Genomic DNA, 24342 nt, shown 5'->3' with positions numbered 1-24342 from the left:
GGAAATTCATTCATGCAATTCAAATCGGTTCAAGACTTTCTGGTTCACGTACAAGAGGAATTGGACGCCAATCGCCTGGTATTGCCTACGCTGCCGGATGTGGCAATTAAAGTCAGAGACGCGGTCAGCAAGGGTGACGCCACTGCACAGAGCCTGGCAGAAATCATCGCCACCGATGCGGCAATCTCTGCGCGTTTGATTCAGGTTTCCAACAGCCCGTTATATCGCGGCGCGGTTGAAATCAAAAACATTCACATGGCGGTGACCCGGCTCGGTAACAATACCATCCGTACTTTGATCACCAGTTTGATCATGCAGCAAATGTTCAAACCAACCAGCGCATTACTGGAAGCCTACTTTCGCAGTACTTGGGAACAAGGGGTCAACGTTTCTGCAATTGCGCGGGCGTTGAGCGCCTTTGTACCGCACCTGAATGCCGACGAAGCAATGCTGGCGGGTCTTATCCACCAAATCGGCAAACTGCCCATATTGACCTTGGTCGAAAAGATTCCCGAGTTCCGCGACAGCCCTTCCCGTCTAGACAAATTGTTGGAAAAAGCCCACCCGCACGTTGGCAAAATCATCATGAATACCTGGAATTTTCCGGAAGAATTGAAATTGGTTCCCTCGGAATACGTAAATTTTCAACGCGACGCCGGTCCGCAAGCCGATTATGTGGATCTGGTGCAGGTTGCCTTTCTGCAAAGTATCGCCGGCACCGACCACCCCGCCTGCCGAGTCGATTGGAGCACGGTCCCGGCCTTTGCCAAACTGGGCCTGCAAACCGATGCCGAGATATTGGAAATCGAAGGCGTATCCGAAGAAATCGAACTCGCTCAATCCATGTTTCTATAAGTTTTACCGCTATGATAGACGATCAGGCTGCCGCCCGTTTTCGCCGCTTAGGTGCGCTGACAATCTTTGCCGTTTATTTTGTGATTCTGGTCGGTGGCATCGTCCGCGCCTCCGGCGCCGGCATGGGTTGTCCGGACTGGCCAACCTGCTTCGGCCAATGGGTGCCGCCCACCGACGAATCGCAACTACCGGCCAATTACCACGAAATTTATGCCGCGCGCGGTTACGAAAATACCGCCTTCAATCCGGTGAAAACCTGGACCGAATATACCAACCGACTGGTCGGCGTGACGATCGGTTTCTTGATTTTCCTGACGGCCTGGTCTTCGCGCATCTATTTGCAGGCCGACAAGACTATTTTTTATCTGGCGCTGTCGGTGTTCTTTTTGGTCGGTTTTCAAGGCTGGCTCGGCTCGGCCGTCGTAGCCAGCAACTTGAAACCGCTGATGATTACGCTACACATGCTGCTGGCCCTGGGCATCGTCGCGCTGCTGATTTATGCCATCGCCCGCTCGCAGAAACCCCTGCTTCAGGCGATAGACACATATTGGCTGACGCCGCGTTTTGCGACAGTTTTGAAAGTGGCGATGGGCATGACCTTACTGCAAATTGCGATGGGTACCCAGGTGCGGGAAGCGGTCGACTACATCGCTCACGAGCACAGCTATATCGAACGCCAATACTGGCGCGACAGTTTTCCGATCATCTTCTACGTCCACCGCTCGTTTTCGTCGATCATTCTGTTTACCAACCTGTGGCTGGTTTGGAAAATCCGCGAGCAAGCCGCCGCCGGCAGCCTGTTGTTGCGACTGGGCTATGTCCTGGCCGGTTTGATCGTGACGGCCATCCTGGCCGGAGTCAGCCTGGATCGCTTAGGTTTTCCGGCCTTCGCCCAACCGGTGCATTTATTGATGGCCAACCTAATTTTCGGCGCCCAATTTTTCCTGTTTATCTGCCTGACTTATTCGGCAAACCGGGCTACATAGCGCACCGATTTTTTTCTGTAATTATCAATAAGTTAAGCAATATTCGACCGAACTGCGTTACAATGCCGGCCATGGCTCGCTTACCGGCCGGCCGATCTCTTTTCATCTACAGGTATTTTTAATGTCCGATACGCCCACCGTAACCACGCCTAGCTTTAAAGATCTCAATCTTGCCGATCCGATACTAAAAGCGCTGGAAAGCGTCGGTTACGAAACCCCCTCGCCGATTCAAGCTCAAATCATCCCGTTCGTAATGGCCGGCCGCGACGTGTTGGGCCAGGCCCAAACCGGCACCGGGAAAACCGCCGCCTTCGCCCTGCCCATCCTGAACCGCATCGACATCAAGCAAAAAGACCCGCAAGCGCTGGTGCTGGCACCAACCCGCGAGTTGGCCATCCAGGTGGCCGAGGCCTTTCAATGCTACGCCGCCCACATCAAAGGCTTTCACGTCCTGCCGATATACGGCGGCCAGGATTACACCAGCCAATTGCGCCAACTGAACCGGGGCGCGCATGTCATCGTCGGCACACCGGGCCGGGTCATGGATCACATGCGCCGCGGCACCTTGAAGTTGGACCAATTGCAAACCTTAGTGCTGGACGAAGCCGACGAAATGCTGCGGATGGGCTTCATCGACGACGTGGAATGGATTCTGGAACAAACTCCGCCGACCCGGCAAACCGCGCTGTTCTCGGCGACGATGCCAAGCGAGATCCGCAAAATCGCCCAGCAATATCTGAACAACCCGGAACAGGTCACGATCAAGGTCAAAACCGCCACGGCGGCCAATATTCGCCAGCGTTACTGGTTCGTCAGCGGCCTGCATAAAATGGACGCTTTGACCCGGATCCTGGAAGCGGAAAATTTCGACGGCATGATCATTTTCGTCCGCACCAAAACCGCGACCATCGAAGTGGCCGAGAAACTGGAAGCACGCGGCTTTTCCGCGTCGGCGATCAACGGCGACATGTCGCAAGCGCTGCGCGAACGCGCGATCGACAACCTGAAAAGCGGCAAGCTGGATATTCTGATCGCGACCGATGTCGCCGCCCGCGGCCTGGATGTGGACCGCATCACCCACGTCGTCAACTACGACATTCCTTACGATACCGAATCCTATATCCACCGTATCGGACGTACCGGCCGTGCCGGCCGTACCGGCGACGCCATCCTGTTCGTGTCGCCGCGGGAAAAACGCCTGTTGGCCAATATCGAACAGGCCACCAAACAGAAAGTCGAGGAGATGCAGCTGCCGTCGACCGAGTTCATCAACAACGCCAGGATCAACAAGTTCAAACAGCGCATCACCGACACGCTGGCCGGCGAAGAGCTGAGTTTTTATACGCAATTGATCAACCAATACCAGGTGGAACATAACGTCCCGGCGATGGACATCGCCGCGGCACTGGCCAGACTGTTGCAAGGCGACACGCCGTTATTGTTGAAAGACAGCGGCAAAAAACCGCGCAAAGATGCCGACAACAAACCGCAAACCGAGCGCGGCGAACGTGGCCCGCGCCGGGAAAAAGGCCGCGTCGGCGCGGTGGAAATGGAAATGTTCCGCATCGAAGTCGGCCGCGCCGACGGCGTCAAACCCGGCAACATCGTCGGTGCGATCGCCAACGAGACCGGCATCGACGGCGACCATATCGCCCGGATTAAAATCGAGGAAAACTACAGTACCGTGGAACTGCCTGCCGGCATGCCCAAGGATTTGTTTCAGGCGCTGAAGAAAGTGCGCGTCGCCGGCAAGCCGTTGAACATTTCCCGTTTCGACGCGGCTTTGGTCAAGAAAGACAAAAGCAAAAAGCGTGTCGGCTCAACCTCGAAACGCAGTAAAACCCGGGAATAAGCCGGCAAATGCAGCCGGCGCGCGCATCGCGCCGGCCTGTAATGCGCCGGTTCAATCCGGCAGATCGATAATACCTTCGGCAAATATCGCCGCCTGGCCGCCGACCCGGACCGTCAGATATTCCTGCTGCTTGTTATCCATTTCCAATTGAATCAAACTGCGGCGGCCGGCATGGTGGCCGCGCTCGACCGCGAACACATGGGTACCTTTGCGCGTGTGCTCAAAGGAACACAGGTAACTGCAAAATGCCGGCGTTGCACTGCCGACCGGCGGATCTTCATGCATGCCGATGTTCGGGCCTAACAGCCGCAACGTGAAATCGGCTTCCGGATTCGGCGATTTCGGCGCAAACAATAAAATTTCCTGTGCCGCGGTTTGCGGCGCGCTGGACTGGCTCCAGGCCGCGTAATTGAAACGGGCCTTGCGTACCGATTCGTAATTCCACACCGGTACTACCAGATACGGAAATCCGCAGGAAACCAGGCGAGGCGTATATTTCTTGTGGTCCAGATCGGCGATCTGCAGTCCGAGGAACTGCGCCAGTTCCTCATCGCGCGGCGCGAAACGGTCGACCACGGCGCTGACCCGGCGGCTGAATTGCACCAAGGTCGGTTTGCCGCCGACGCTGGAAACATTGGCTTCGATCACGCCGACGTTTTGCTCCAACAACAACGGCGTCACCGGGTCGGCCAGCGCGATATCGCCGCACTCGGCCAACACGTACGCCGCGGCGACGATGGCATGGCCGCCGAACTGGATCTCGCCCAACGGCGAAAAAATCCGCATGCGCCGGCCGTTTGCGCTACCCAGATTCGGAAACAGAAATACCGTTTCCGGCAAGTTCAATTCCTTGGCGATGGCCGCCATCGTTTCGCTATTGAGGCCGTTGCTCTGCGGTAGCACGGCAATCTGGGCGCCATTGAAGATTTGCCGGGTGAACACGTCGGCAATGTAATAGCGGAATTTCATTTTTTTACTCCGGCAATTGCACCGCTACCCTGCCGCGGTCGATTCGGACCCGGTATGCAGGCGTTGCGACGCTGGGATCTTCGAAACACACGCCGGTATGTAAATGAAAATGCTGCTTATACATCGGCGACGCCACCATCGGCTCACCGCCGATGTCGCCTATCATGCCACGCGACAACACGTTTGCGCGACTGAACGGGTCGAAATTGCCGAGCGCATAAACCGCTTGCCGCCGCGGCAGGAAAAATATCGCCACCTGCCGCCCGCCAACCAGCGCGCAAATACCGGAATCCGGTTGCAAATCGTCGACACTGCAGACATCGATCCAACTGCTCATTAGGCGGCCTCCTCTACCAATTTAAAATGTTTGCGTTCGAAGTCGTTGGCCGGCCGAATTTGGCCGCGCTCCTCGACGAACACCACGTTGTCGTCGGCTTGGTCGCTATTGACGAAATGGCGGAACCGTTTCAGGCGTTGTTCGTCCTGCAAGGTGGTTTTCCATTCGCATTGATAGGTGTCGATGACATGCTGCATTTGCTGCTCCAGATCGGCGCCAATCCCGAGCTTGTCGTCGATCACCACCGACTTCAAATACTCCAGGCCGCCTTCCATGTTTTCCATCCAGACCGAAGTGCGTTGCAGGCGGGCCGCAGTGCGCACGTAAAAGATCAATACCCGGTCGATGTATTTGATCAGGGTTTCCTTGTCCAGGTTGGTGGCGAACAAATCGGCGTGACGCGGTTTCATGCCGCCGTTGCCGCAAACATATAGATTCCAGCCGTTCTCGGTGGCGATGACGCCGATATCCTTGCCCTGGGCCTCGGCGCATTCCCGGGTGCAACCCGACACGGCGAATTTGATTTTGTGCGGCGCCCGCAAACCTTTGTAGCGGTTTTCCAGTTCGATCGCCAGGCCGACGCTATCGTCGACGCCGTAGCGGCACCAGGTGCTGCCGACGCAGGATTTGACCGTGCGCAGCGACTTGCCGTAAGCGTGGCCGGATTCGAAGCCGGCATCGGTCAGTTCTTTCCAGATCGCCGGCAATTGCTCCAGCCGGGCGCCGAAAAAGTCGACGCGCTGACCGCCGGTGATTTTGGTGTACAGATTGTATTTTTTGCCGACCTGTCCCAGTACGATCAACATATCCGGCGTGATTTCGCCGCCGGCGATCCGCGGCACCACCGAATAAGTGCCGTCTTTCTGCATATTGGCCAGAAAGGTGTCGTTGGTATCCTGCAGGCCGATATGCGGTTTTTCCAAGATGTAGTCGTTCCAGTAAGAGGCCAGAATCGAGCCTACGGCTTGCTTACAGACATCGCAGCCCAAACCTTTGCCGTGTTTGTCCAGCAATTCGTCGAACGTTTTGATTTGGCCGACCATGACCAGGTTGTACAAATCCTGGCGGGTGTAGGCAAAGTGTTCGCACAGGTCGGTGCTGACCGCGACGCCCATCTTGCTCAATTCGCAGTCCAATACCGACTTCAACAGCGCCGAACAACCGCCGCAACCGGTGGCAGCCTTGGTCTGCGCCTTTAAATCGCCCAGCGTCAGGCAACCGGCTTCGATCGCCCCGCAGACCTGGCCTTTGCTGACATCGTGGCATGAGCAGATTTGCGCAGACGCCGGCAGCGCGTCGGGCCCCAGGCCCACCGATTGGTCGGAGCGCTGCGGCAAAATCAACGAATCCGGATTTTCCGGCAACTCGATACCGTTCAGGCAATATTGCAACAAGGTGCCGTAGCCGGCGGCATCGCCGACCAATACTGCGCCGAGCAGGTGTTTTTGATCCTGGCTGACCACCAAGCGTTTGTAGATTTCGGCCGAACCGTTCTGGTAGGTGTAAACCAATGCCCCCGGCGTTCTGGCGTGCGCGTCGCCGATGCTGGCGACATCGACGCCCATCAGCTTCAGTTTGGTGCTCATGTCGGCGCCGGTAAAGCTGGCCGCCTCGCCGCTCAATCCGGCGACGACGGTTCTGGCCATCGTGTAACCCGGCGCGACCAGACCGAAGATCTGGCCATTCCACAGTGCACATTCACCGATGGCGTAAATGTCCGGATCGGATGTCCGGCATTGGTTGTCGATGACAATGCCGCCGCGTGGGCCGACTTCCAAACCTGATTGGCGGGCGATCTCGTCGCGCGGGCGAATGCCGGCCGAGAACAACACGATGTCGGTTTCCAAGACCTGGCCGTCGGCGAAATTCATTTTGTGCCGGCACTGCATGCCGTCGTCTATCAATGTGGTGTTCTTGTTCAAATGAACGTTGACGCCCAGCGCTTCGATTTTATGTTTCAGCATCGCGCCGCCGCCTTCGTCCAACTGCACCGCCATCAAGCGCGGTGCGAATTCGACCACGTGAGTTTCCAATCCCAAGTCTTTCAAGGCTTTAGCGGCTTCCAACCCCAGCAAGCCGCCGCCGACCACGGCACCGACCGTGGATTGCGCCGCCGCCGCTTGTATCGCTTCCAGATCTTCTATGGTGCGGTATACCAGACACTGCGGCCGCTCGTGGCCGGGAACCGGCGGCACGAACGGGTAGGAACCGGTCGCCAACACCAGTTTGTCGTAGGCAATTGTCAAGCCTTTAGCCGACGTGACTTGCTTGGCGGCACGATCGATCGCAACCGCTTTGTCTCCCAGATGGATTTCGATGCCATGCTCGGCAAAAAAGCCGGCCTCGACCAGAGACAGATCCGCCGCGGTTTTGCCGGCGAAATATTCCGATAAATGCACGCGGTCATATGCAGGGCGCGGCTCTTCGCAAAACGTGACCACCCGGTAGTCGGCCATTGCCGCACTGCCCGCCAAACTGCTCAAAAAATGCTGGCCAACCATGCCGTTGCCAATCACAACCAGGGTTTGTTTGTTACTCATATCAAGCCTCTGTCGATTCAGATTAATCCGCAAACGCCGACCCGGCCCGCAATGCGCCGGCGAAGGCAAATGATTCCAAGCTTGTCCGGCCACCCTTTTTTCGGCCAAAAAAAAAGGCGTCCTGATCGAATGAGCACACTCATTCAAGCAGGACGCCTTTGTCCAATTCAACACGGGGGGTAAGTCTGCAGACAAGACTTGGATTATGCCAAACAAAATACATGCCAATTCTTAAAATATTGATAAATAGGCATTAGCGCCAGCCGGGCCGCGAATCCGGCGCCACCGCGCACTCAAATAATGCAATTTCCGCGGCGTTTTGCACCAGATTGATGCAGCAATTCGGCACCAGCCCCGGCCAGCCGAACGAATCGCGATGGCATACAAGCTGCTTGGCAAATGCCGAATCGATAACTCCGGAATCCGCATGTCATTTACCCCGTTTAAGTTGCTCAGCATGCAAGGCAAAGCCAAAGTACTGCATATGAGCTGGATCGCTTTTTTCATCAGTTTCGTCATCTGGTTCAACCATGCGTCTTTATTGGTACTGATCCAGCAGGATCTGGGCATCAGCGAGGCCGAGGTCGACATTCTGTTGTTGTTGAACGTGGCTCTGACCATACCGGCCCGGGTCATAACCGGCATGCTGGTGGACCGCTTCGGCGCCAAGATCAGCTATAGCGTGTTACTGGCGGTGTGCAGCATCCCCTGCTTCATGTTCGCCAGCGCCGAAAATTTCGCCGAGTTGGCTTGGTCGCGCTTCTTGCTCGGCTTCATCGGCGCCGGCTTCGTGGTCGGGGTGCGGATCATCGGCGACTGGTTTCCGGCCAGCCAGGTCGGTACCGCCGAGGGTATCTACGCCGGCTGGGGCAATTTCGGTTCGGCCTTCGCGGCGATATTCCTGCCCGGCCTGGCCTTTTACTTCGGTGCCGAACACGGCTGGCGCTCCGCCATCGCCTTGACCGGCTGCATCGCACTGGCCTATTCGGTGGTTTATTACTTCAGTGTCGAGAACTTTCCGCCGGAAATCGCCGCACTGAAAAGCCGGCGCCCGGCGACGATGGAAGTCACCAGCATTCGCGACCTGTTCCTGTATATGCTGAGCCTGGCGCCGCTGTATGCGACGATGTCACTGTTGGCCTGGAAATTGTCGACTCCGGAAACCATGGTCCTCAGCCCCGGTTGTACTTTGCTGTTGCACAGCGTGGTCTGGTTGCTGTTTCTGATCCACTGTTACCAACTGGTCACCAGCAACGCCGACCGCCTGAGCCAACCCATCGCCAGCATTCACCACTACCGCTACAAGCAGGTCTTCATCCTCGCCATCGCCTATTTGGTGACCTTCGGCTCCAAACTGGCGGTACTGTCGATGCTGCCGATATTTTTTTACAAAACTTTCAACCAAACCCAAGGTTTGGGCATGCTGGATGCCGGCCTGCTGGCTTCCAGTTTCGTCGTGACCAATGTCATCGCCCGGCCGGCCGGCGGTTGGCTCAGCGACAAGATCGGCCGCAAACTGTCGTTAACGCTGTTTTCGGCCGGCTTGGCCGGCGGCTATTTGCTGATGGCTTTGATTTCGCCGCAATGGTCGATTGTGCTGACCGTGGTCGTGACCTTGGTCTGCTCGATCTTCATGCAGGCCGCCGAAGGCGCCATTTTCGCCTTCGTGCCGCTGGTGAAACGCGCCATTACCGGCGAGGTGGCGGGCATCGTCGGCGCCTACGGCAATGCCGGCGCCATCGTGTTCTTGATTTTGCTGACCTTCGTCTCCGCGACCGCCTTCTTCCTGATTTTGAGCGCCTGTTGCCTGCTACTGCTGGGGCTGATCTATTACCTGGAAGAACCGAAAAACTACATTACCGAAATCATGCCTGACGGCTCGCTGTTGAAAATCGCATTGGATTGACCATGGCCGGATTGAATGTTTTGGTAGTCGACGAATTCGATAGCGAGCGCCTGCTCGAAGCGGCTTTACGCCAACACGGCTGCGAGGTAGTGACGCTCCGGCTGAAAGAGCTGAACATGCTGCAGATCGTGCAAACCCTGCATCCCGACGTAGTCGTGCTGAACCTGTACACACCGACCGACGCGGTGTTGCAAACCATCGTCGAAATCAACCAGAGTTTTTCGCTGCCGGTGGTGATGTTCGCCGAAGACCAGCAAACCGAAACCATCAACAAAGTCATCAAAGCCGGCGTCAGCGCCTATATCGTCGACGGCCTGGAGCCGAAACGGATCAAGGCCATAGTCGATATCGCCATCGCCCGCTTCAAGGAGCAGCATGCCTTGAAAGAAGAACTGAAAAAAACCAAAACCCAACTCGAAGACCGCAAATTGGTGGACAGGGCCAAAGCCATTTTGATCAAATCGCAAGGCTATACCGAGGATCAGGCCTACCACGCCCTGCGCAAATTGGCGATGGACCGCAACATGCCGATCGGCGAAATGGCGAAAAACGTGATCTCGATGGCGGAGTTGTTCAGCAAATAGACGCCCGGGCTGATCGCGAATTTGCGACCCGCGCGGACCGCACCGCCCAATACAATTGTGCCGATGCCAACTGACGCCTTAACGCCCCCGGTAAAACGCCGTTGAAATCGATTGAGAACCGGACGCTTGCCGGGTTAGCGATTGGCCATATTCGGTCAACGCTAATCTTGTTTCCCACATCGTAGGATCTATAACGTAGTCATGTGCATGGCTCCGTTGCGCGAGCGGCCGGCAAGTCGATCACCGAATTCAATGTGGCTGGGCTTTTTTCCGCCCGCGCGGTACCCAGGTGAGACGTTCGCTCCCTAATCCCGCAGATGGCCGTCCCCCACAGCTACCCATTTGTAGGTAGTGAGCCCCTCCGGCCCGACCGGACCGCGGACGTGGAGTTTATCGGTGCTGATGCCGACTACCGAGCCCAGTCCATAATCGCCGCCGCCGGATAGCCGGGTCGAGGCGTTGACCATCACCGAGGCCGAATCGACTTGTTCTTCGAATTGCCTTACCAGGCTCAGGCTTTGGGTGACGATGCCGTCGGTGTGGCCGGAGCCGTAGTGGTTGATGTGATCGATGGCTTGCTGGATGCCGGCGACGATTTTCACCGACAGAATCGGCGCCAGGTATTCGCTGGACCAGTCCTCTTCGGTGGCTGCGGCAATGCCGGGCAATATTTTCAGGGTTTCCTCACAGCCGCGCAGTTCGATGCCATTTTCAGTAAAGGCTTCGTCCAATAACGGCAACAAACGTTCGGCACATTCGGCATCAACCAGCAAGGTCTCCAACGCGTTGCAGACCTGCACGCTCTGGCATTTGGAATTGACTGCCAGCGCCACGGCTTTGTCCGGTTCGGCGTCGGCGGCCAGATACAAATGGCAAATGCCGTCGTAATGTTTGATCACCGGAATCCGCGTGCCTTCGGCGATACGTTTGATCAGGCTTTTGCCGCCGCGCGGGATCAGTACGTCGATGTACTGGTCTTGTTGCAATAATTCGCCGACCGCTTCGTGGCCTGGCCTGCGAACGATCTGGATGGCGTGTTGCGGCAAGCCGGCGACCACCGCGCCAGCTACCATCGCATCGGTCAATACCGCGTTGGTTTGCAACGCCTCCGAGCCGCCGCGCAGAATCACGGCGTTGCCGCTTTTGATGCAGACGCCGGCGGCGTCGGTGGTGACGTTGGGCCGCGATTCGTAAATCATGCCGATCACGCCGAGCGGTACCGACTTCTTATACACCCGCAACCCGGCCGGATTGGTATGGCCGGTCAGGATACGGTTCAGCGGATCGGGCAATTGCGCGACTTTTTTCAAGCGCGACAGCATGTAATCGAACATTTTGTCGTCGATGGTCAGCCGTTTGACCATCGCCTCGGTCTGGCCGGCCGCGCGGGCTTTCGCGACTTCTTCGGCGTTGGTTGCCAGCACCTGCGCTCTAACGGCCTGCAGCGCTTCGGCCATTTTTGCCAGAGCCAAATTACGTTGCGCATCCGAAGCCGGCGCCAGTTGGCGCGCAGCCAAACGGCTTTGCCGGGCGATCTCGGTTATGGAAGATGAATTCATGAGCTAAAGAATGACTTTCGGTTAAAGGATGTCCAAGAAATAAGCCGGCGCGGATTAATTTGCCGGCCAAAGATAAGTGGCGACGCTCTTGGCCGGGATTTCGACGCGGGCCGTAAGCGCCCGGTAGCGGATGTCGAAGCCGACGGCCGCGTCGCCGTCGTTCAACACGATCAGCACCAGATTGCCTTCCGGAGTCGAAAACGCTACATTCGGTAACGCATCGTCGCTGGAATGGATTGTTACCGAGCCGGGCCTTACCGTTTTCGCGGCATGGCCGATGATGTAGTACGCCACGTTACGCTCGACCCGATCGCCGTCGATGGTCAAAGCGCCGACACAGCGCGCCTCGCCGCCCGGCGTGTGCGGGCAGCAGAACGGGTCGGCGGCCAGATTCCACTCCAGTACCGCATTACTCCAATTGCGGCAGGCGCCGATCAACACATGGCGGATGTGCCACATCAGATCGCCGCCGAATTCGCCGTCCGATCCGACCCATTGTTCGGTGAAATACAACTTCATGTCCGGATAGGCGGCGTGCATTTCCGACAGTACCGAAATATCGCCGCCATATAGATGCCAAGCGGAGCCGCGCAAATATTTGCGGGCGCCGGCGTCGGCAAACACCGCCAACGGATATTGTTTGACGTCGCAATTGTGGTCCCAACAAAAGATTTCGACTTCGGCCAAACCCGCCTCCGCCAACGCCGGACCCAGGTAAGTTTTCACGAACTCGGCTTGCTCGGCCGCATCCATCACCATGCTCGGGTCGTTTTTGAAGTTTTGCGGCTCGTTTTGCGGCGTGATGGCGTGAATCGCGATACCCCGTTCGCGCATTGCCAACAGGTATTTGACGAAATATTGAGCGTAAACAGAGTAACACTCCGGCCTTAACTTGCCGCCGACGGCAGCTTGGTTGGTTTTCATCCAGCGCGGCGCCGACCAGGGCGTGGCGATGATTTTGATTTCAGGATTCAATGCCAGGATTTCCCGCAGCAACGGCACCACCTCCCGGTCGCCGGCATCTAGGTCGAAATGGGCCAACTCGAAGTCGGTTTGCCCTGCCGGCAAGTCGTCGTAGGAGTAACTGCGCTCGCTCAAATCCGACGCGCCGATACTCAACCGCAAAAAACTGACGCCGATACCGTCGGCGTCGGCCAAAAACAATTCATTCAACAAGTTTTGTTTGGTGGCTGTCGGCAAGCGGCTGATCAGCATGGCGCTACCGCCGGTCAACGAAAAACCGAATCCCTCGATCGTTTGCCGGACTTGTTCCGGGTCCAGCGTAATTGCAGGGCCGTCGCCTTCGCCCGCTTGAAAAAACAGCACATCCTGCGACTTTTCGAACAAGCGGCTGCGGTCGGCGCTGGTCAGCCAAACTGAGATGGCCTGGGTCGGCTCGGGACTGGAAATCTGGGTCATGATGGATCTCGAATGATCGTTGAACGGGAATTCGGCGGCGGTCTTGGCAGGTGCTTTAGGCTTCATTCGCTCATGCCCCGCTGCTCGACGCAGCAACATGATAATGAAATCCGCCGAAAAAATGCGAAATGCGTGGCTACGGCTACTGTCCGCTAACGACGGTCGGATTTGGCAATGCAAAATCTAGGCTGTAAAATTGAATTGAACATTGTTTAATTTGATTTTATAGTAGCCGCGGTCTTTATCGCTACTGTCTGCTAAACTGCGCCGGGGAGGAAATTTATGTTGAAAATCGTATTGCGCTGGCTGTTAAGCCTGTTGTACCGGGTTAAGGTCAACGGTCTGGAGAATTACGCCGCAGCCGGCAACCGGGTGCTGATCGTCGCCAACCACACCTCGTTTCTCGATCCGTTGCTATTGGGTGTGTTTTTACCGGACGATATCACGTTCGCGATCAATACCCACATCTCCGAACGCTGGTGGCTGAAACCGTTCTTGAAGCTGTCGAAAGTGTTCCCGATGGACCCAACCCATCCGTTGTCATTGAAAGCCCTGATCCATCACATGCAACAGGACACCAAAACCGTGATTTTTCCGGAAGGGCGAATCACGACCACCGGCAGTTTGATGAAGATATACGATGGCACGGGCATGGTCGCCGACAAATCCGGTGCCACGTTATTGCCAGTGCGGATTGACGGCGCCGAGTTCAGTCGCTTCTCCAAATTGGGCGACAAAGTCAGACAACGTTGGTTTCCGCGCATCACCATCCACATCCTGCCCCCAACCCGAATCGAAACCCACGGCGACGTGACCGGCAAAGCCCGCCGCAAACATAGCGGCCATATTTTGTCCGACATCATGACGGAAATGATGTTTGCCACCAGTCATTACCGACAAACCATTTTTGCCGCGTTACTGGAAGCCCGCACCATTTTCGGCGGCAACTATGCCATTGCCGAAGATCTGGAACGCAAACCGGTCAGTTACGACGCCTTGATCGCGCGCAGCATTGCGGTCGGCAAATTGGTGAAATCGATTAGCAAATCCGGCGAAAACGTCGGCGTGTTGCTGCCGAATAGTTGCAAAACCTTGAATGTGATATTGGGCCTGCAACTTTACCGGTGCACGCCGGCCATGCTGAATTACTCGCTGGGCGCGGCCGGGATGGCTGCAGCCTGCCGTACCGGCCGGGTCAAAACCGTACTGACCTCGCGCAAATTCATCGAAGCCGCGCATTTGCAAACCGAAGCGGATGCGCTGGCTGAGCAAGTGAACTTGGTCTATCTGGAGGACCTGGCGGCGGCGCTGACCGGCTTCGACAAAGCGGCGGCGTGGCTGCAGGGCAAGACCGCCCGACTCTGGTACAAAAGCCGGGAATACGATGCCGACGACGCGGCCGTAGTACTGTTCACTTCCGGCTCTGAGGGATTGCCGAAAGGTGTCGTGCTGTCGCATGCCAACATTCTGGCCAACCATAAACAGATTCGCGCCCGCATCGATTTCGGCCCGGGCGACGTGGTGTTGAATTTCCTGCCGATGTTCCATTCCTTCGGTTTCACCGTCGGCACGATGATGTCGGTGTTGAACGGCATGGTCAGCTTTTTCTACCCTTCCCCGCTGCATTACGCGGTGATTCCGGAAATGGCCTACGAGGTCGGCGCCACGATCATGTTCGGTACCAACACCTTCCTGGCGGCATACGCAAAAAAAGCCCACCCTTACGATTTTTACAAGATGCGTTATGTCGTGGCCGGCGCCGAAAAATTGCAGGAAACCACCCGCGCCCTGTGGCTGAACAAATTCGGCATCCGGATTCTGGAAGGTTACGGCGCGACCGAAACGGCTCCGGTCACGTCGGTCAACACGCCGATGGATTACAAAGCCGGCAGCGTCGGCCGCTTCATGCCCGACATGCTGCACCACCTGGAGCCGGTACCGGGCATCGAAGGCGCCGGCCGACTGCACGTCGCCGGCCCCAACATCATGAAAGGCTATTTGTTGCCGGACAATCCCGGCGTGTTGACACCGCCCAGTTCGCCCCTCTACGGCGAGGGTTGGTACGATACCGGCGACATTGTCCACGTCGACGAGGAGGGCTTCATCCATATCCGCGGCCGCAGCAAGCGCTTTGCCAAGGTCGGCGGCGAAATGGTATCGCTGACGGCGGTCGAGCAATTGGCAATCCAGGCCTGGCCGGAGGCGCAACACGCCGCGGTCAGCCTGCCCGACCCGCGCAAGGGCGAGCAAATCATCCTGCTGACGACGCAGCGCAACGCAACGTTGAAGCACCTAGCCGAGGCCGCACCGGGCGTCGCGGCCATCAATCTGCCGAAAAAATTGTTCGTGCTGGAAAAACTGCCGGTGTTGGCGACCGGTAAAACCGACTATCCGGGTTCGACAGCGTTGGCGGAAAAGCTGACCCAAACCCATAGTGCAGACGAAAACCAATAATCCATTCCGCAACCGATTCAGACCGATGCCCCTGCCATGAACAAATCCATTTACCCGTTGCTGGTTGCGCAATTTCTCTCGGCCTTTGCCGATAACGCCATTTTGTTCACGGTCATTGCAATGGTGATGCAACAAGCGGAGCCGGCCAGTTGGTACGTGCCGGCATTGCAGAGTGTGTTTTTGGTGGCTTTCGTAGCTTTGGCGCCTTGGGCGGGCGGCTTTGCCGACAGCCAACCTAAGTCGCGGGTATTGATCATCGCGAATCTGATCAAAGCCGGCGGCGCCGGGTTATTGCTGATCAAAGTCGAACCTTTGCTGGCTTATTGCCTGGTCGGCGTCGGCGCCACGCTCTACAGCCCGGCCAAATATGGCATATTGCCGGAATTGGCCGGACATGATGCCTTAGTCAAAGCCAATAGCTGGGTCGAGGGCTCGACGATTTTAGCGATCCTGACCGGCATGCTGGTCGGCGCCAAACTGGCCGACCAATCTGTGACTTGGGCATTGCTGGCCACGATCGGCCTGTACTCGGTGTCTGCCGCCACAACGCTGTTTTTGCCGACGGGAATGCGCAAAACGATCGGCGGCGGTTCGAAAATCCTGCTGTTCTACCGCGAGGTCAAAGATTTTCTGTCGGTGCCGCGCTCGCGTTTCGCGGTGTTGGGCGCTTCCCTGTTTTGGGCGGCGGCGGCTAGCGTCCGGGTCATCATCATCGCTTGGGCGCCGTTGGTGTTAATGCTGCACAATGCCAGCGACATCGCCAACCTAACGCTATTCCTGGCATTGGGCATCATCGCCGGCTCTGCACTGGCACCGCATTTGATTCCGCTGGAACACTTGCGCCGGGCACGGATACCGGCCTATGCAATGAGCGCGCTGATTGTTTCATTAAGCTTTACCGACGCGATTTGGCCGGCGCGCGGCGTATTGTTTTTGATGGGAACCGCCGGCGGATTATTTATCGTGCCGATCAACGCCGCCTTGCAGGAAATCGGCCAGCAAAGCATAGGTAGCGGCGGTGCGGTGGCGATGCAGAACTTCTTTCAGAATGCGGCAATGTTGCTGGCGGTCGGTTGCTATACCCTGGCCGCAGCGGAACAGGTGACTCCGGTCGCCGCCCTGGTCGGATTGGGCGTGATATTGTTTACGGCAACTACTCTGGTGGTATGGCATTTGCCCGATTCGGCGCAATCTTCCAGCCCTGAATAAAAGTCCAGACCAACAACTCCACCGCCTTTTTCGCGGCTTCGACTTCGCCGGCTTGCTGCTCGCCGGTCAGGGACAGGATGCAGATGCCGTGTACGCCGCTCCACAACGCACGCGATGCCAGCCGGCTCCGCTCGGCGGAGACGTCCTGGCCTAATTGTCCGAACAAGGCTTCGGCAATCGCGAACATTTGTTCGACCTTGGCTTGGTACCAATCAGGCAACGGCGCGTCGCTCTGAGCATCGAAAATCATCCGCCAGCGGTTGAAATGGCGGGCCGCGAATTGCAAGTAGGTATCAGCCAGCGCCATCAATTGCCGTTCGGCGCCGCCGTCGCAGACGCTTTGTTGCAGGTGTTCGGCAAGTTGATCCAAAGTCCGCGCCTTAACGTGGGTTGCCAGGTCGCTCATATTGGCGAACACCATGTAGATGCTGCCGACCGTGTAACCGATCTCCAATGCGATCTTTCTGACCGTCAAAGCGTTGAAACCGTCCTCTATGACAATGGTTTCCGCCGCCTTCAGCACCATTTCCCGGATCTGCTCCTGACTATGCTCGCTTCTTCTTGCCATATTCGTTCGATAAACCGCAAAAATACAGCTACGATACACGACCTTGCCATAGGAATCGATAGCTGACATGCCAAACGAACTGCTCGACGTAGTCGACGAACTCGACTGCATCCTGGAACAGCGCCCGCGCCGCGAAATCCACGCTACCGGCCTGCGTCACCGCGCAGTGCATATACTAGTGTTTAACGACCGCGGCCAGTTGTTCCTGCAAAAACGCTCGATGCTGAAAGATCTGAACAAAGGCCTGTGGGACACGTCTGCCGCCGGCCATGTCGACGCCGGCGAGACTTACGATGCTTCCGCACCGCGCGAGTTGGAAGAAGAGTTGAGAATAGCCGCGACGGACTTGAGAAGTCTATTTAAACTGCAGGCTTGCCCGGAATTGGGCATGGAGTTTATTCAAGTCTACCAAGCCCAACATAACGGGCCGTTCCAATTGGCAGCCGACGAAATAGACGAAGGCGGCTGGTTCGAGCAAGATGTGATCGACGATCGGGTCGCCAAAGACGACCCGATCATGACCGAAACTTTCAAGATAATTTGGCGGCGTTACCGCCAGATTGTGCCGCCGGCAAGCGGTTAATCGATGCTCAAACGCTGGCCGCCTTTGCTTTGCGCTTTGACCAGATTCAAGGTCAGGATGCCGTTGTCGTAGCGGGCTTTGCTAGCGCCTTGATCGATGTCTACCGGCAACTGAAAACTGCGCGAGACCTGACCAAAATAGCGCTCGCTGCGTAACGGTTTGTCGTCCTTGTTCTGGGTGTCGATCTGGCTGATTTCGGCGCGGATACTGACCACATTGCCTTCGATCTGCACGTGGATGTTTTCCTTACCGGCGCCGGGCAATTCGGCGTGAACGACATATTCGTTCGGATTTTCTTTGATATCGACTTTAATTTGCGCCGGCAACGGATCGCCGTGTAAAGGGCGGACCAAATAGCCCGGACTGATATCCCGAAACAACTCGTCGAACAGATTACCGCCGACAAATGGACTCAAGCTGCTCATGACATTTCTCCTTATAGTTTCTGCGGGAAATGCGATGATACAAAATTGGGCCAGCATTTCAACCCAGGAAAATTCCAGGGAATTCTTGTGGCTTCGAGGATGAAAGGAGAGAAAAAAAAGATTGGCGGAGCGGACGGGGCTCGAACCCGCGACCCCCGGCGTGACAGGCCGGTATTCTAACCAACTGAACTACCGCTCCGCGTTGGTGAGCCGCCCATTATACAAGGAGATTAAACTTGGTCAAGTAAATTAGGTATACGCCAAAGCGCTGACCCCTAAATGCGCTTGCGAACAAGGCGAATGCTTGATTTGTTTGATGGTCAAATATGAATTGGCCGAACGCCGGTTTCCGGCGGCTTTTTTATAAAACCTCCGTTGGAATTCGAAAAAACGGCGATCCTAATAACAAGCCGGATGATCGACCGCAGTCAGTTTTGCCCCATCCTGTATGTCAAGCCCCCATTATTGAGTTGTTTGCACTTCCAGCTGCAAAAAAATAGCTAAGCGGACCGAACGTATTTCAGCCGTTGGACGCAGAAAGCTTGATCGTCAATCGCAAACGACGTTTGCCCGCAAAAAACCGGCGAATTGGTCAGCCGGCATCGGTTTTGCGATCAAATAGCCTTGGGCGTAGTCGCAGTCCATTTCCATCAGCAATTGCCGTTGTTGTTCGGTTTCGACGCCCTCGGCAATGACTTTCAGCCCCAACTGGTGGGCCATGATCACGATGGCTTTGGTCAAGGCCAGATCGTCGGAATCGGCCGCCAAATGGAAGATGAAAGACTTGTCGACTTTCAGATAGTCGATATCGAACTTCTTCAGATAGGACAAGGAGGAGTAGCCGGTACCGAAATCGTCTATCGCAATCTGCATGTTATTTCTGGCGAAATGCAGCAATTGTTCCGCCACCTTGTCGTTGGCTTCCAGCAGCAGGCCTTCGGTAATCTCGATGATGACGTTGTCTTGGCAAACGCCGTTTTTCTCCAAATAAACCGGCCAATGCGCCAAATAATTGTCCAGGCCCTGGAATTGCAGTGGCGACACGTTTACCGAGATCTGGAACCGGGTTTGGTGTTCGGCCTGTAGCGACTGGAGTTGGCTGGCCACCTGGCGGAATACCCATTCGCCGATCTCCTGGATCAGGCCGTGTTCCTCGGCGATCGGAATGAATTCGGCGGGGTTGATCAGACCGCGCTGCGGGTGCCGCCAGCGGATCAGCGCTTCCGCCTTGTAGATGCGGCCGGTTTGCAGATTGAGGATGGGCTGATAGTAGACCTGCAGCTCGCCGCGCTGAATCGCCGAATGCAGGTCGGTCAAAATCAGCATGCGTTTTTGCGAAGCTTCCTGCATGCTGGGCGTGAAATAACAAAATCCATTGCGGCCCTTGTTTTTGGCTGCATACATGGCCTGATCGGCATAACGCACCAGATCGTCGGCGTCCTCGGCATCGGACGGGTAGACGGCAATACCGATGCTCGCCGACACGTAAACGTGGCGGTTATCGAAAAAATACGGCTGGCTGAGCACATCGATGACAGCCTGGGCGATACGGTCGACGTCGCCGACGTCAGCCAATTCACTGACGATCACGGTGAATTCGTCGCCGCCCAAACGAGCGACGGTATCGGTCTCGCGGATGCAACCGCGGATACGCTTGGCGGCATCGACCAGCAAGGCGTCGCCCATCCGGTGGCCGAAGGTGTCGTTGACTTCCTTGAACCGGTCCAAATCCAGAAAAAACAGCACCAGATACTGTTTTTCCCGCTTAACCTTGCGGATTTCATGCTGCAAGCGGTCGGCGAACAGGCGCCGGTTAGGCAGGTTGGTCAATGGGTCGTAATTGGCCTGAAACCAGATCTGTTCCTCGGTTTTCTTCTTTTCGGTAATATCGTAGAACAGCGCGACGCGGCGAATGACGCGGCCGTCGTCGTCGTAGACGTTGTTCAAAGTCAGCCACTGCACATAGGTTTCGCCATTTTTATGGCGTATCTGAACCTCGCCTTGCCAATAGCCGGTGCGCTCCAGTTGCAGCCAGACGTTTTGGTAGAACTCGGCATCGTGCTTGCCGGAATCCAACAAGTTCGGGCTTTTTCCGACGACCTCGTCCGGGCCGTAACCGGTAATGGTGGAAAACGCCGGATTCACGGACAGAATATTGTTTTCCGGATCGGCGACGACCATCGCCTCGCTGCTGTTCTGGTACACCGAACTGGCTAGGCGCAAATGCTCCTCCGCCCGTTTGTGATCGGTGATATCGCGCGCCGCCGCATATATCACACCATCCTTGGGGATACAGGACCACTCGATCCAACGGAAAGATCCGTCCAGATGCCGATAGCGGTTGACAAAATCTCTCAGCGGGTTGTGTTCGGTTAGAAATCGCATCGCTTCCTGCGTTTTGCCCCAATCGTCCGGATGCACAAACTGCATAAACGGCCGACCTTCCATTTCGGCCGTCGCATATCCCAGGAGCTCCTGCCACTGCGGATTGATCTTGCGGATAATGCCGCCGAAATCGGCAATCAAAAATAAATCCAGGGCGTAATTGAAATAATTGTCCAACTCTTCCGATTTTGCCCGTAGTTGCTCGGTACGTTGGCCTATTTTGATTTCAAGCTCACTATTGAAACGCAGAATCTCGGCTTCCCGTTGTTGTACCCGTTGCATTAGCAAATTGAATGCTTCGTACAATCGGCTGATTTCGTCGTTGGTTTGCGGTCCCGGTAGTAGAAGGTCGCCGCAGTGAGCTTTATCGGCACTCTGCCGAGTGTGCTGTTCCAACCGTGTAATCGGCGCCATGATGAAGCGGCGCAAACTTAAGGCCAGACTGTAACTGCAAACCATAGCAATGCCCAGCACCAGCAGCATAAAGCGCAATTCCTGCAATTGCTGTGTTATCAGTTCGTCGAGGCGAAAGGCACCTTGTAAAATCCCCAGTTGCCGGTCGTTTTGCATGATCGGCACTTTGAAATAAAAATGTCGGGCACCCCAGACCCATTCCCGATTTTCCAATCCGGCCGGTAGAGTTTCATCCAATGCAAACGGGTCGTACTTGGAGACCACCTCGTTGCCTTTCTGCAGGCGCAAATAGACGACGCGGGGGTCTTTGAACAACGGGCTCAATTGTTCCTCGACGCCGGACTTATCGTCGAAAACCAGCGGAAAAACTGTAAACTCCGATACCAGCTTGGCTAACGCCAAATTGGCATGAACGAAATCCTCTCGCTGTTGGATATTTTTTTTCCAGTACAAAAACAACAAGGTGCTGGTAATCGTGGTCAATACCACAAACATGACCACCCACAGCAATCGGCGCCGTAACGGTTGCCTGCTCAGCCGGCGTTTAATTAGGGCCAACAAGGTTTGCCACCTTCAATAAATGGTAACTGGCGCTGAGGCCGCTGTTGTTCAGCGCGGTGCGGTTGACTTCCAAATTGATTTTATTGTTGTCGATGAAAAAGTCGATGTGGGCTCCCTGCTCGGCGGCGTTCTTGTTTTCCACGACCAGCAGTACCGGTTGGTTCTGCACGGTCTCGACGATAGCGGCCAACTGGTCTTTCAACTCGACGTTGACGTAAACGATCTGGCAACCGGTAACTTCAGCGGCCTTCTCGAAAATCGACAGTTTGACAGGCTTATTCGCCAAGGTTTCATTGGCGTAATAATTTTGGATAGCGGGAAGCAATGGCGCTTTGGCCGATACGCACAAAGTGAACTGTTCTCCGCTCCATTCCGGCCAAGTAATGAAGCGGGCAATCTTTTCGATTATCGACGCCCGGATCAACTCGCTGGCCTCGACTGCCCGCGCAGCGTTCGCGCCGGCAAAGGTCGGGCCGAATAACGCCGGCAACAGCAGCACTATCCGCGCATAAATCCGCCAGCGTTTGTTTCGGAATCCCATTGCGGACACAACCTTAGAATTCGAGTGCGATTTCGCCAAACAGCATGCGGCCCGGAGCAGCCGGAATGGTGTTGATGTTTTTACGGTTGAACTCCGGATAATAAAAATTCTCGTCGAGCAAATTATCCAGATACAAGGTAAAGGTCATGTGCTTGTTCTTGGCAACGCCCAACCAATTGTTCAATTTGTAATTGGCGTTGACGCTGACGTTGTGGTAGCCGCCGGCAGGCGGATTAACCAAAAGCGCATTCGGCGCGGTTTTGGCGGCGCTGAAATAGGTGTCGAACGCACCGATTTGCAGACTGGGGCTGAACTCGTAACTCAAGCCCAATTTCGCCATGTGATTGGGCAATAAGGTCTTGTTGTTCCGTTGGTTTTCGTCGCGATTGGTTTGAAAAGTGTAAGAACCTTTCCAGGACAAGCCGGGCAACAGTTTGGCCTCGGTTTCCAGCTCCAGGCCTTCGAAGGTGGCGCTGCCACCGTTGACGTATAGCAACCGGGTCGGCACCGTGTTCGGGATCGGACTGCGCACGATCAAGTTGGTGACCCGACTTTCGAACGCAGTCAACGATACTTGGTAATCGGCATCGTGATAAAAAACCTGGGCGTCTGCCGTTTCGACTTTTTCCGGCTCTACGCTACGGTTTCCCAGTACTACCGCCGAATTGGCGCCCAGTTCGCCGGCACTCGGCGCCCGATAAGCCTGGGCGAATAACAACTTGGCGCCCCAGTTGGCCGTCATTTCGTAAACCAGGCCGGCGCGCCCGACCAGGCCGTCGATTGCGCTGTCGCTTTCCGCGACGCCGCTCGGCGCCGCTTTCAGATGGTCGAAGCGGTGCCACTGCCCGCCCAGATTCAGTTTCAGATTATCCAGCAAGGCATAGCCAACATTGGCATAGATACTCGACTTCAACTGCTCGTAAGGGGCCAGCGTATTCGGCTGTGACACCTGAGTCACCTGCCCCTGTTGCCACTCCACCAATCCGCCGAACAACAGATTCAATTTGTCGTCGAAAAACGATAAAAAATGGCTTTGTTCCAGCAACAGGTTGTTTTCCCACAAATCGGTCATGTAGGGCACACCGGAAACCGGAAGATTGTAGTTTTGCGAGAACTTGTTCAGTGTCAGATTCCATTTGCTACGCCAAAAATCATTGATTTGGTGGTTATAACCGGCATCGAAAAACAGGCGGTTGTTCTCGACTTGTTGGCCGAAGCCGATCGGCACCGCTCCCCAATGCTGTTTCTGGCTGTTGACGATGTACAAATTGAAATCGAATTCTTTCCAGCCGCCCCAGATGCTGGCGCTGACATCGCCGTCGTCGTTGCGGAAATTGACGTTTTGCCGGGTTTCATCGACCGCCGACGCCGTCCAGCCGTCGCTGGCCCGATATCTCACCGCGCCGCTGATCGCCGCGTCGCCGTTGTTCCAGCCGAACTCGGTTTCGGCCTGGCCGGTATTGTAGCTGCCGTAGCGGCCGCGCACGGTAAGCCTGTTGTCCTGTTTCTTTTTGGTGACGATATTGATCACGCCGGTAAAGGCATTGCTGCCGTACAAGACCGAACCGGAGCCGCGCACGACTTCGATTTGTTCGATATGGTGGATTGGAAAGTCGCGGAACATGGTCTCGTTCAAGCCGCCGTACGCGCTGTCGCGAAACGGCCGGCCGTTGACCAGCACCAGGGTATGGTTGTTGACGTGGGTCAGCGCGTCGCCGCGCACCGCCGCGGTACTGTTGGACCAAATGTAGGTGCTGAGCATGTAAACGCTGGTGACCCGGTTCAGTACGTCGGCCAGGGTATTGGCGCCGTAGCGTTCGATGTCGTCGCGGGTGACAATGCTAACGATGCCGGCTGCCGAATATTGGCTTTCGGTTTTCTTCGATACCACTTCTACATTCAAAATGTCCTCGAGCGACATCTTTTTCAATAGTTCGATATCGCCCGCGGCCTGATGGGCGGCAACAGTGCGACAGCAACTAAACGCCAACGCGATCGAGAGAGTGTGTAAATTCAGTCTTTGCATAAAATCGGTTGTTACCGGTGCCCTGGTGCCTGGGCCGCCGAAAAGCGGGCTTGATCTGGATACGACCAGTCTAGCGTAAATCGTACAAATATCGATTCCGAACGCGCGACGGAATGCGAACATGTCACAGTTCTTCTAACGGCTTCTATGCCCCTTTCTTGGAAGTAAG

The 24342-nt window shown here is 56.0% G+C and carries 18 protein-coding genes and 1 tRNA gene; 8 read left to right on the top strand and 11 right to left on the bottom strand.

Annotated elements, in window-relative coordinates:
- Nucleotides 1–12: 12 nt before the first annotated feature.
- The 3 genes from NP603_RS02890 to NP603_RS02880 all read left to right on the top strand — a co-directional run bounded on the left by NP603_RS02890 (nt 13) and on the right by NP603_RS02880 (nt 3693).
- The gene (locus NP603_RS02890; RefSeq protein WP_256609421.1) at nt 13–855 is read left to right on the top strand and encodes an HDOD domain-containing protein; all 843 of its coding nucleotides are present in this window, start codon (nt 13–15) and stop codon (nt 853–855) included.
- 11 nt (nt 856–866) lie between these two features.
- Nucleotides 867–1841: a COX15/CtaA family protein gene (locus tag NP603_RS02885; RefSeq protein ID WP_256609420.1), complete on the top strand. Its 975-nt coding sequence runs from the start codon at nt 867–869 to the stop codon at nt 1839–1841.
- A gap of 121 nt (nt 1842–1962) precedes the next feature.
- Complete coding sequence (locus tag NP603_RS02880) at nt 1963–3693, top strand: DEAD/DEAH box helicase (protein WP_256609419.1); 1731 nt, start codon at nt 1963–1965, stop codon at nt 3691–3693.
- 51 nt (nt 3694–3744) lie between these two features.
- On the opposite strand, the gene NP603_RS02875 is transcribed toward NP603_RS02880, so the two are convergent.
- From NP603_RS02875 to nirB, 3 genes are read right to left on the bottom strand one after another with little or no spacing between them, the layout of a single operon-like run.
- Nucleotides 3745–4662, bottom strand: a complete 918-nt coding sequence (locus tag NP603_RS02875; RefSeq protein ID WP_256609418.1) for a PhzF family phenazine biosynthesis protein — start codon at nt 4660–4662, stop codon at nt 3745–3747.
- A 4-nt stretch (nt 4663–4666) separates the two neighbouring features.
- Nucleotides 4667–4999 (bottom strand): nitrite reductase small subunit NirD, encoded by a 333-nt coding sequence (gene nirD, locus NP603_RS02870; protein ID WP_256609417.1) that lies wholly within the window; start codon nt 4997–4999, stop codon nt 4667–4669.
- A complete protein-coding gene (gene nirB, locus NP603_RS02865) occupies nt 4999–7539 on the bottom strand; it encodes a nitrite reductase large subunit NirB (RefSeq protein ID WP_256609416.1) in 2541 nt (846 codons plus the stop codon). The genes nirD and nirB overlap by 1 nt, the downstream gene beginning before the upstream one ends.
- Before the next feature lie 427 nt (nt 7540–7966).
- On the opposite strand from nirB, the gene NP603_RS02860 reads away from it, so the two are divergent.
- Together NP603_RS02860 and NP603_RS02855 are read left to right on the top strand one after the other, a co-directional pair.
- Nucleotides 7967–9445 (top strand): MFS transporter, encoded by a 1479-nt coding sequence (locus NP603_RS02860; RefSeq protein ID WP_256609415.1) that lies wholly within the window; start codon nt 7967–7969, stop codon nt 9443–9445.
- 2 nt (nt 9446–9447) lie between these two features.
- A complete protein-coding gene (locus NP603_RS02855) occupies nt 9448–10029 on the top strand; it encodes an ANTAR domain-containing response regulator (protein WP_256609414.1) in 582 nt (193 codons plus the stop codon).
- 305 nt (nt 10030–10334) lie between these two features.
- Here NP603_RS02855 and NP603_RS02850 read toward each other — a convergent pair whose 3' ends face one another.
- Together NP603_RS02850 and NP603_RS02845 are read right to left on the bottom strand one after the other, a co-directional pair.
- Nucleotides 10335–11588: a glutamate-5-semialdehyde dehydrogenase gene (locus NP603_RS02850; protein WP_256609413.1), complete on the bottom strand. Its 1254-nt coding sequence runs from the start codon at nt 11586–11588 to the stop codon at nt 10335–10337.
- Between the two features lie 54 nt (nt 11589–11642).
- Entirely contained in the window at nt 11643–13073 is a 1431-nt protein-coding gene (locus tag NP603_RS02845; protein ID WP_256609412.1) for a glycoside hydrolase family 30 protein, read from the bottom strand.
- A 216-nt stretch (nt 13074–13289) separates the two neighbouring features.
- On the opposite strand from NP603_RS02845, the gene NP603_RS02840 reads away from it, so the two are divergent.
- Both NP603_RS02840 and lplT read left to right on the top strand, forming a co-directional pair.
- Nucleotides 13290–15461 carry an AMP-binding protein gene (locus NP603_RS02840; protein WP_256609411.1) on the top strand — a complete coding sequence of 724 codons (2172 nt, stop codon included), beginning with the start codon at nt 13290–13292 and terminating at the stop codon, nt 15459–15461.
- A 36-nt stretch (nt 15462–15497) separates the two neighbouring features.
- Nucleotides 15498–16670: a lysophospholipid transporter LplT gene (lplT, locus tag NP603_RS02835; RefSeq protein ID WP_256609410.1), complete on the top strand. Its 1173-nt coding sequence runs from the start codon at nt 15498–15500 to the stop codon at nt 16668–16670.
- Here the strand turns inward: lplT and NP603_RS02830 are convergent.
- Complete coding sequence (locus NP603_RS02830) at nt 16615–17238, bottom strand: TetR/AcrR family transcriptional regulator (protein WP_256609409.1); 624 nt, start codon at nt 17236–17238, stop codon at nt 16615–16617. The two genes, lplT and NP603_RS02830, sit on opposite strands and share 56 nt — an antisense overlap.
- Before the next feature lie 67 nt (nt 17239–17305).
- Here NP603_RS02830 and NP603_RS02825 point away from each other — a divergent pair, with 67 nt between their 5' ends.
- Nucleotides 17306–17821, top strand: a complete 516-nt coding sequence (locus NP603_RS02825; RefSeq protein ID WP_256609408.1) for an NUDIX hydrolase — start codon at nt 17306–17308, stop codon at nt 17819–17821.
- On the opposite strand, the gene NP603_RS02820 is transcribed toward NP603_RS02825, so the two are convergent.
- From NP603_RS02820 to NP603_RS02800, 5 genes are all read right to left on the bottom strand, one after another.
- A complete protein-coding gene (locus NP603_RS02820) occupies nt 17818–18246 on the bottom strand; it encodes an Hsp20/alpha crystallin family protein (protein WP_064041833.1) in 429 nt (142 codons plus the stop codon). The two genes, NP603_RS02825 and NP603_RS02820, sit on opposite strands and share 4 nt — an antisense overlap.
- 122 nt (nt 18247–18368) lie before the next feature.
- Nucleotides 18369–18445 (bottom strand) — tRNA-Asp (locus NP603_RS02815).
- 350 nt (nt 18446–18795) lie between these two features.
- Entirely contained in the window at nt 18796–21606 is a 2811-nt protein-coding gene (locus NP603_RS02810; protein WP_256609407.1) for a bifunctional diguanylate cyclase/phosphodiesterase, read from the bottom strand.
- Entirely contained in the window at nt 21590–22147 is a 558-nt protein-coding gene (locus NP603_RS02805) for a YfiR family protein (RefSeq protein WP_256609406.1), read from the bottom strand. Before NP603_RS02805 ends, NP603_RS02810 begins: the two co-directional genes overlap by 17 nt.
- Before the next feature lie 13 nt (nt 22148–22160).
- The gene (locus tag NP603_RS02800; protein WP_256609405.1) at nt 22161–24173 is read right to left on the bottom strand and encodes a TonB-dependent receptor plug domain-containing protein; all 2013 of its coding nucleotides are present in this window, start codon (nt 24171–24173) and stop codon (nt 22161–22163) included.
- Nucleotides 24174–24342: the final 169 nt, after the last annotated feature.

It is taken from the genome of Methylomonas aurea (assembly GCF_024505045.1).
In the GTDB taxonomy this organism is placed as follows: Bacteria; Pseudomonadota; Gammaproteobacteria; order Methylococcales; family Methylomonadaceae; genus Methylomonas; species Methylomonas aurea.
Note: the sequence above shows the minus strand (reverse complement) of the source record. Positions and strands in the feature narration are given on the sequence as shown.

Bases quoted from the DNA above. Each gene is read 5' to 3' on its own strand.
- NP603_RS02825 (WP_256609408.1), top strand. From the start codon at position 17,306: ATGCCAAACGAACTGCTCGACGTAGTCGACGAACTCGACTGCATCCTG.
- NP603_RS02800 (WP_256609405.1), bottom strand. From the start codon at position 24,173: ATGCAAAGACTGAATTTACACACTCTCTCGATCGCGTTGGCGTTTAGT.
- lplT (WP_256609410.1), top strand. From the start codon at position 15,498: ATGAACAAATCCATTTACCCGTTGCTGGTTGCGCAATTTCTCTCGGCC.
- NP603_RS02890 (WP_256609421.1), top strand. From the start codon at position 13: ATGCAATTCAAATCGGTTCAAGACTTTCTGGTTCACGTACAAGAGGAA.
- NP603_RS02850 (WP_256609413.1), bottom strand. From the start codon at position 11,588: ATGAATTCATCTTCCATAACCGAGATCGCCCGGCAAAGCCGTTTGGCT.
- NP603_RS02885 (WP_256609420.1), top strand. From the start codon at position 867: ATGATAGACGATCAGGCTGCCGCCCGTTTTCGCCGCTTAGGTGCGCTG.
- NP603_RS02860 (WP_256609415.1), top strand. From the start codon at position 7,967: ATGTCATTTACCCCGTTTAAGTTGCTCAGCATGCAAGGCAAAGCCAAA.
- nirB (WP_256609416.1), bottom strand. From the start codon at position 7,539: ATGAGTAACAAACAAACCCTGGTTGTGATTGGCAACGGCATGGTTGGC.
- NP603_RS02875 (WP_256609418.1), bottom strand. From the start codon at position 4,662: ATGAAATTCCGCTATTACATTGCCGACGTGTTCACCCGGCAAATCTTC.
- nirD (WP_256609417.1), bottom strand. From the start codon at position 4,999: ATGAGCAGTTGGATCGATGTCTGCAGTGTCGACGATTTGCAACCGGAT.
- NP603_RS02855 (WP_256609414.1), top strand. From the start codon at position 9,448: ATGGCCGGATTGAATGTTTTGGTAGTCGACGAATTCGATAGCGAGCGC.
- NP603_RS02805 (WP_256609406.1), bottom strand. From the start codon at position 22,147: ATGGGATTCCGAAACAAACGCTGGCGGATTTATGCGCGGATAGTGCTG.
- NP603_RS02820 (WP_064041833.1), bottom strand. From the start codon at position 18,246: ATGAGCAGCTTGAGTCCATTTGTCGGCGGTAATCTGTTCGACGAGTTG.
- NP603_RS02880 (WP_256609419.1), top strand. From the start codon at position 1,963: ATGTCCGATACGCCCACCGTAACCACGCCTAGCTTTAAAGATCTCAAT.
- NP603_RS02830 (WP_256609409.1), bottom strand. From the start codon at position 17,238: ATGGCAAGAAGAAGCGAGCATAGTCAGGAGCAGATCCGGGAAATGGTG.
- NP603_RS02845 (WP_256609412.1), bottom strand. From the start codon at position 13,073: ATGAAGCCTAAAGCACCTGCCAAGACCGCCGCCGAATTCCCGTTCAAC.
- NP603_RS02840 (WP_256609411.1), top strand. From the start codon at position 13,290: ATGTTGAAAATCGTATTGCGCTGGCTGTTAAGCCTGTTGTACCGGGTT.